The organism is Amycolatopsis rhizosphaerae (genome assembly GCF_007713715.1).
In the GTDB taxonomy this organism is placed as follows: domain Bacteria; phylum Actinomycetota; class Actinomycetes; order Mycobacteriales; family Pseudonocardiaceae; genus Amycolatopsis_E; species Amycolatopsis_E rhizosphaerae.
In genome coordinates, this window is the sequence record NZ_VJWX01000480.1 from 1 (window position 1) to 5,391 (window position 5,391).

Here is a 5,391-nt window from a genome sequence, read left to right on the forward strand (position 1 = left end):
GAGGAAGCGAGAACCTGGCGCTCGAGTTCGTCGGCCGCGGGGTCCACACCGTGAGCCTGCGCTTCGCGCCGACCGTGCACGGCACCGGCGACCACGGGTTCATCGCGTTCCTCGCCGCGATCGCCCGCGAGAAGGGCGTTCCGGCTACCCGGGCGACGGCACCAACCGGTGGCCCGCCGTGCACCGGGCCGACGCCGCCCGCATGGTCGCCCTCGGCCTCCAAAAGGCCCCGGCGGGCGCACGCCTGCACGCTGTGGCGGAAGAAGGCGTCCCGACCCGCGAGATCGCGCACGCGATCGGCCGCGCGTTCGACCTCCCCGTCGCCTCGATCGCCTCGGACGACGTCGCGGAGCACTTCGGGTGGATCGGCAGCGTCTTCGCCATGGACCTCCCGGCGACCAGCATCGCGACGCGGGAAACCCTCGGCTGGACTCCCACCGGACCGGGCCTGATCGAAGACCTCGACGCGGGCGCCTACTCGGCGAGCTGACGGGCCGCCCAGTCCTCCGGACCGCCGGGCCACGGCGCCCGGCGGGTCCGGTACCCGCTCAGTCCCCGTGGGCGGTGGCGAGGGACATCACGAGAGATCGGGTGCACGGGGCATCGCCGACGGTGTGCCGTGGGCGATGCCTGCCGTTGCGCTCAGTGCCCGATGGTCTGCTCGATCCAGGTCGCGACGACATCCACGCGGGATGTGGTCTCCAACTGGTCATGCGGGCAGTCCGGGCCGTCACTCTCCACCGAGACGAGTTCGCCCGCGCGCGGGCCGTCCGGGCGGAAGTACGGCGCACCCGAGTCGTAGGTGCAGGCACTGGTGTCCGCAGACGGTGCCAGCCCGTGCACGCCGACCTTCGTCGCGTCGATGCTGCCCACCGCGACGGTACCCAGGTTCAGGTGCGTCGAAGGCGCCGGATTGACCGAAGACGTGGCGCCCCAGCCCGCGATCTCCAGCGGCTCGCCCGACCTCGGCGCCGTGGTGCCGATCCGCACCGGGGCGATGCCTTGGACCGGTTTCGCCAGCTTGACCAGCGCGATGTCGTTGACCGCGGACTGGCGCACGTCGACGACCGACAGCGTCTGACCGTGCGTGTCGGCGTCGTCCACCGTGCCGACGCGGGCCGTCGTCTTGTACTGCGGAGGCCCGCTGACCGGGTTGCGGTTGACGTCGTGGAAGCAGTGGCCCGCCGTGATCACCCACTGAGGGTCGACCAGCGCGCCGCTGCAGCCGCTGTTGTACACGCTGCCGTCCGGCCGCGGGATGTCGGTCATGGTGAGTTTGACGTTGAAGGGGAACGCGCCCGACGGGGCGGGAGTTCCGTTGGCCACCGCACCCGCCGTGGCCGGGGACAGCGCGGCCGCCACCCCCATTGCCGCCGCCACGGTGAGCAGTCGTCTTACCATGGCCGTCGAAAACACAGTCGAATCTCCTCGCTGTTGGGTGTCCAGGACATCGGCGGCACCGTGCCACCATGATCAAGACGTTGGTGGGGGGCGTTCGGTTGCGGTCTGGACCACATCCGGTGATCTTGGGCAGGAAAAAGGCGCGGAGTGCGGTAAACCCCGCCCGCACGGCCGGCGTTTACCCCGGTGTGTTCATTGATCAGGATCGGGGCGCCTGGCCCGGCGCCGACTTCGAACGGTTCGTCCTCAGCAGGTCGACGGCACTGCTCGGCATCGCCGTTCTGCTCGTAGGCGACCGCGGGCACGCCGAAGACCTCTTGCAGACCGCGTTGTTGCGTGCCTCCCTGCGCTGGCGGGCGGCGCGCGAACAGCCCGAAGCGTACGTGCGGCGCGTGCTGGTCAACCTTGCCCGCGATCGCTGGCGGAGGTCTCGGCGCCGGGTGGCCGAGCAGTCCCTGGACGACACGACCCCGCGCCCGGCCGACCGCCGGGATCCGGCCGACCTCGTGGCCGACCGGACCGCGATCCGGCAGGCACTGGCCGGTCTGCCGCGGCGGCAACGCGAAGTGGTGGTGCTGCGGTTCTTCGCCGATCTGTCGGTGGCGGACACGGCCGAGACGCTGGGCATGTCGGAGGGAACTGTCAAGGCACACACCAACCGGGCGCTGGCCCGGCTGCGGCAGGAACTGGGTGAGCCGGAAACAGGAAGGATCACGGAGGAAAACCATGCTCGATGACAACGGGTTCGACCACGCTCTGGGCAACCGGGTTCGCACCGCACTGCGGACCGAGGTAGCGGATGTGACGGCACCGCCGACGCTGCTGGCCGACGTGCGCAGGCAGCACACCCGTCGCCGGGCGGCCCGGCGGATCACCTTCTTCGCCACCCCGGTGGTGGCCGCGGCCATCGCGGTCGCCGGTGTGCTGACGGTTTCGGATCTCGGCAGCGCCCCCACGGCGGCCGAGCCGGTGAACGCGGCCTACGTGAAGGAACAAACGGCCAAGGCACTGGACAACGAAGCGCACGACGTGCTGTACGAGCGGGGGACCGATACCAGCGGCGGCAAGTACGGCAAACCCGGCCAGAACACGGTGTACGAGCGGTGGTACTCCGCCGACCGCAGCGCCTTCCGGGTGCGGGTCACCGTCGACGGCACCGTCGTCGAGGACGAAAGCAAGGGCCCGGACGGCGGTGTTTCCGTCGATTTCCGGAACCGCACCTGGCGTGCGACATCGCCGTCCCTCCGGGGTGCTCAGATCCTGGCCGAGGAGGTCATGACCCCCGGGCAGATCCAGCAGCACCTGGCGGACGACAGCCTGAAGGTGGTCGGTCCGGGTGGGACGGTCGGCGGCCGCCCGACGATCCTGCTGCATCGGGATCCCGCGGGCAAAGCCGAGGTGCCGGTCGATCTGTGGGTGGATGACGCGAGTTACCTGCCCGTGCAGTTCCGCTACCAGCAGGACGACTCGGTCCCGTTCGCCATGACCTTGCTGACGCCCACGAACGACAATCTGGCGCTGCTGCGCGCCGTCGTCCCGCAGGGCTTCCACCAGCAATAAGGACCGGCAAGGGCGTTCCGCTCATCCGGCGATCGAGTTGACCCGGCCCTCCCCACCACGGACTCGCTCCGGGTGGGGAGGGCCGACCACGTCGATCTTCACCCGCGACGGCAGTGCCCGCAGTTCTCGCAGGTCGTTTTCCCGCAGCGGGCAGTTGATCAGCCTGATTTCCCGCAGCCGGGGAAGTTCCTTCAGTACCGCGAAGTCCTCGATCCTCAGCGCGTTCGCGATCCAGATCCGTTCCATCACGGGGGCGGCCAGGTCGGAGAACCTGACGACCTCGTGCGGCTCGGTCGGCGGCATGGCCAGCAGCTTCACCTCCCGGAGCCTGCCGAGTGGCCGCAAGGGCGAGGAATCGGAAACGGCATAATCGATCGAAACGAGTCGTTCGATCGCGGAACAGCGTTCGATGCCCGCCAGAGTCCCCTTTTGCCGTCGCCCTTCGAGATACACCGACGACAGACTCGCCGCGTCGCGGATCATTGCCAGGTCTACACCCCGCCAGCCGCCGACGCGAATCCGTTCGAGCCGGGGGAAACGTGCCGTCACCTCGATCCCCGGGCGATCCGTAAGGCACAACGACCGGAGGACCGGTTGAACGGTGCCGGGAACCCTGCGCCGGGAACCGGTGACCAGTGTCAGTTCCTCGAGACCTTCGACCTGAAAGGCCTCCAGATCGTCCGACATCCTGGCTTGCACATCGAGACGGCGCAGGCCGGGAAGCTCCCTGAGCAAAGCAAGGTTCTCCGGAATCAAGCCGGCACCGGCGGTCAAGCTGAGAGCATTGAAACCTCCGTCTCGATAACGCCGGACCGCTTCCCCGCTCCAGGGGCCGTCGGAGCCCGCGAACCACGACAGGACCTTGAAATCGCCGATTTCCATCAAGGCATCCCTCAGGCGACCGGGATCACTCGGCGGCAAGAGCCCGTGCACGACGTTACCGCACGGTCTCCGCCAGGGGCGTGTCACCCAGCCCGTCCAGCCGGTCGCGCAACCAGTCGCGGAACGTTTCCTTGCGCTCGCGCGCGGCGCGGGCGAGTTCCCGTCCCTGCGGGGTGCAGGAGATCTCGATCCGGCGGCGATCGTCGCTGGCGGACTCCCGCCGCAGCAGCCCCGCAGCGACCATCCGGTCCACCAGTCTGCTGTGAGAGGATCAACGGGCACGCGGTGCCGGTCGAGCGCATTCCGGTCGAGGCGACCGCGGGCCTGCCGTGGCCGCCCGCCACCGTCGCGGACCTGCTCGCGAACCCGGTCTCACCGTCCGATCCGGACAGTGCGGGCCGGATCTTCGCACTGGACCTCACCCCGCCCGAAGCGACCTGGCCGATCACCGGGCCGTCCCGCCCGTGATCGCGCCACCGCGTCCGCGCACCACACCGATCAGCTCCTCGGGCGGGGTCGTGCGCGGGCGATCGCTGACCTGCCCGTCACCGAGCTCCACCAACCGCCACACGCCGTCTTCGCGCAACACGAAGTCGGCGGTGACGAACGGCAGGCGCAGTCCGGTGATCAGGGGCCCGGCCGCGGTGAGATCGAGTCCGGTGCCGGGCATCTCGGGCGCGGTATCGGGATGGGGGCCGGTCACCCGGCACACCCCGTCCACCCACCAGGTGCGTACCTCGGGGGAAACGAAACGCTCGAAACGCCGGAGGACGAATCCTCCGGCCATGTCCTCGCGCAGTTCACGGAACCGGCTCGCCACCGACCACGCGGAATCCGCGTCCGCCACCTCCGGCACGAAAGCGGCTTCGTGCCAGTAGTGCTTCATCGATTTGGTGTAGTCACGCAACACCGCCGGCCCGGCACCGAGTTCACGGCACGCCTTCTCGAAACCCGCGCGATCGCCGCCCACCGTCCACACCGACTCCGGGGTCACGGCGGCCAGGCGGGAATACCAGCCGGGCAGTTCGTGCGCCTGCCGGTACTGTTCCGCGCTGGTGCGCAGTGTGACGCCCCTTCGCCCGAGCGCTTCGGCGAAAGCCGCGTACTGCTCGCTGCGCAGCATCCAACCGCAATAGATCGCCTCGCCACTCCCCCGCACCCGGGAGACCGCCCGGTCGGCGCCGCCCGGCGTGGTCAGCGCGTCGTGGTCGACCAGCGCCACCTCCATCCCGGCCTCGCGGGCGGCCGCCGCCTCCGCGGCGAAATGGTCATCGGCACGGCGAGGGCGCAGCACGTCGGAGGGGACGAGAAGGATCACGCGGACATCGTGCCAGGCCTCACCTCGCCGCCGGGTGAAAAAACCTCGGACACGGTCCGGTCACGAAGTGAAACATTCACGGGATGGACGGAGATCTCTCCGCTGTGTCACGATCTTGGCTTTTCGTCCTGCTCGCGGTGTGCCTCACCGCCTGCTCTTCCCCGGGTAACAGTGCGGCACCCTTCCTGCGCGGCAACGTGCCCCCACCGCCCCCGGCGGCCCCACCGGTG

At 69.6% G+C, this 5,391-nt stretch carries 8 protein-coding genes; 4 read left to right on the top strand and 4 right to left on the bottom strand.

Annotated elements, in window-relative coordinates:
* The first annotated feature begins 178 nt into the window (after positions 1-178).
* Positions 179-490 (top strand): Rossmann-fold NAD(P)-binding domain-containing protein, encoded by a 312-nt coding sequence (locus FNH05_RS39545; protein WP_246128043.1) that lies wholly within the window; start codon positions 179-181, stop codon positions 488-490.
* A 152-nt stretch (positions 491-642) separates the two neighbouring features.
* Here the strand turns inward: FNH05_RS39545 and FNH05_RS31085 are convergent, their stop codons facing one another.
* The gene (locus FNH05_RS31085; protein WP_144592423.1) at positions 643-1,401 is read right to left on the bottom strand and encodes a S1 family peptidase; all 759 of its coding nucleotides are present in this window, start codon (positions 1,399-1,401) and stop codon (positions 643-645) included.
* A gap of 188 nt (positions 1,402-1,589) precedes the next feature.
* Between FNH05_RS31085 and FNH05_RS31090 the strand changes: the two genes are divergently transcribed.
* Both FNH05_RS31090 and FNH05_RS31095 read left to right on the top strand, forming a co-directional pair.
* Positions 1,590-2,138, top strand: coding sequence for a SigE family RNA polymerase sigma factor (locus FNH05_RS31090; RefSeq protein ID WP_246128044.1), 549 nt, complete (start codon positions 1,590-1,592; stop codon positions 2,136-2,138).
* On the top strand, positions 2,128-2,961 hold the full coding sequence (locus tag FNH05_RS31095; RefSeq protein ID WP_144592425.1) for a hypothetical protein: 834 nt from the start codon (positions 2,128-2,130) through the stop codon (positions 2,959-2,961). The genes FNH05_RS31090 and FNH05_RS31095 overlap by 11 nt, the downstream gene beginning before the upstream one ends.
* A gap of 21 nt (positions 2,962-2,982) precedes the next feature.
* Here FNH05_RS31095 and FNH05_RS31100 read toward each other — a convergent pair whose 3' ends face one another.
* Together FNH05_RS31100 and FNH05_RS31105 are read right to left on the bottom strand one after the other, a co-directional pair.
* Positions 2,983-3,510 (bottom strand): hypothetical protein, encoded by a 528-nt coding sequence (locus tag FNH05_RS31100; protein WP_144592426.1) that lies wholly within the window; start codon positions 3,508-3,510, stop codon positions 2,983-2,985.
* Positions 3,511-3,898: 388 nt separating this feature from the next.
* Positions 3,899-4,087: a helix-turn-helix domain-containing protein gene (locus FNH05_RS31105; protein WP_144592427.1), complete on the bottom strand. Its 189-nt coding sequence runs from the start codon at positions 4,085-4,087 to the stop codon at positions 3,899-3,901.
* Between the two features lie 41 nt (positions 4,088-4,128).
* Here FNH05_RS31105 and FNH05_RS31110 point away from each other — a divergent pair, with 41 nt between their 5' ends.
* Complete coding sequence (locus FNH05_RS31110) at positions 4,129-4,311, top strand: hypothetical protein (RefSeq protein ID WP_144592428.1); 183 nt, start codon at positions 4,129-4,131, stop codon at positions 4,309-4,311.
* On the opposite strand, the gene FNH05_RS31115 is transcribed toward FNH05_RS31110, so the two are convergent.
* On the bottom strand, positions 4,289-5,161 hold the full coding sequence (locus FNH05_RS31115; RefSeq protein WP_144592429.1) for an ATP-grasp domain-containing protein: 873 nt from the start codon (positions 5,159-5,161) through the stop codon (positions 4,289-4,291). The genes FNH05_RS31110 and FNH05_RS31115 overlap by 23 nt on opposite strands.
* Positions 5,162-5,391 lie beyond the last annotated feature (230 nt).

Bases quoted from the DNA above. Each gene is read 5' to 3' on its own strand.
- FNH05_RS31085 (WP_144592423.1), bottom strand. From the start codon at position 1,401: ATGGTAAGACGACTGCTCACCGTGGCGGCGGCAATGGGGGTGGCGGCC.
- FNH05_RS31095 (WP_144592425.1), top strand. From the start codon at position 2,128: ATGCTCGATGACAACGGGTTCGACCACGCTCTGGGCAACCGGGTTCGC.
- FNH05_RS31105 (WP_144592427.1), bottom strand. From the start codon at position 4,087: ATGGTCGCTGCGGGGCTGCTGCGGCGGGAGTCCGCCAGCGACGATCGC.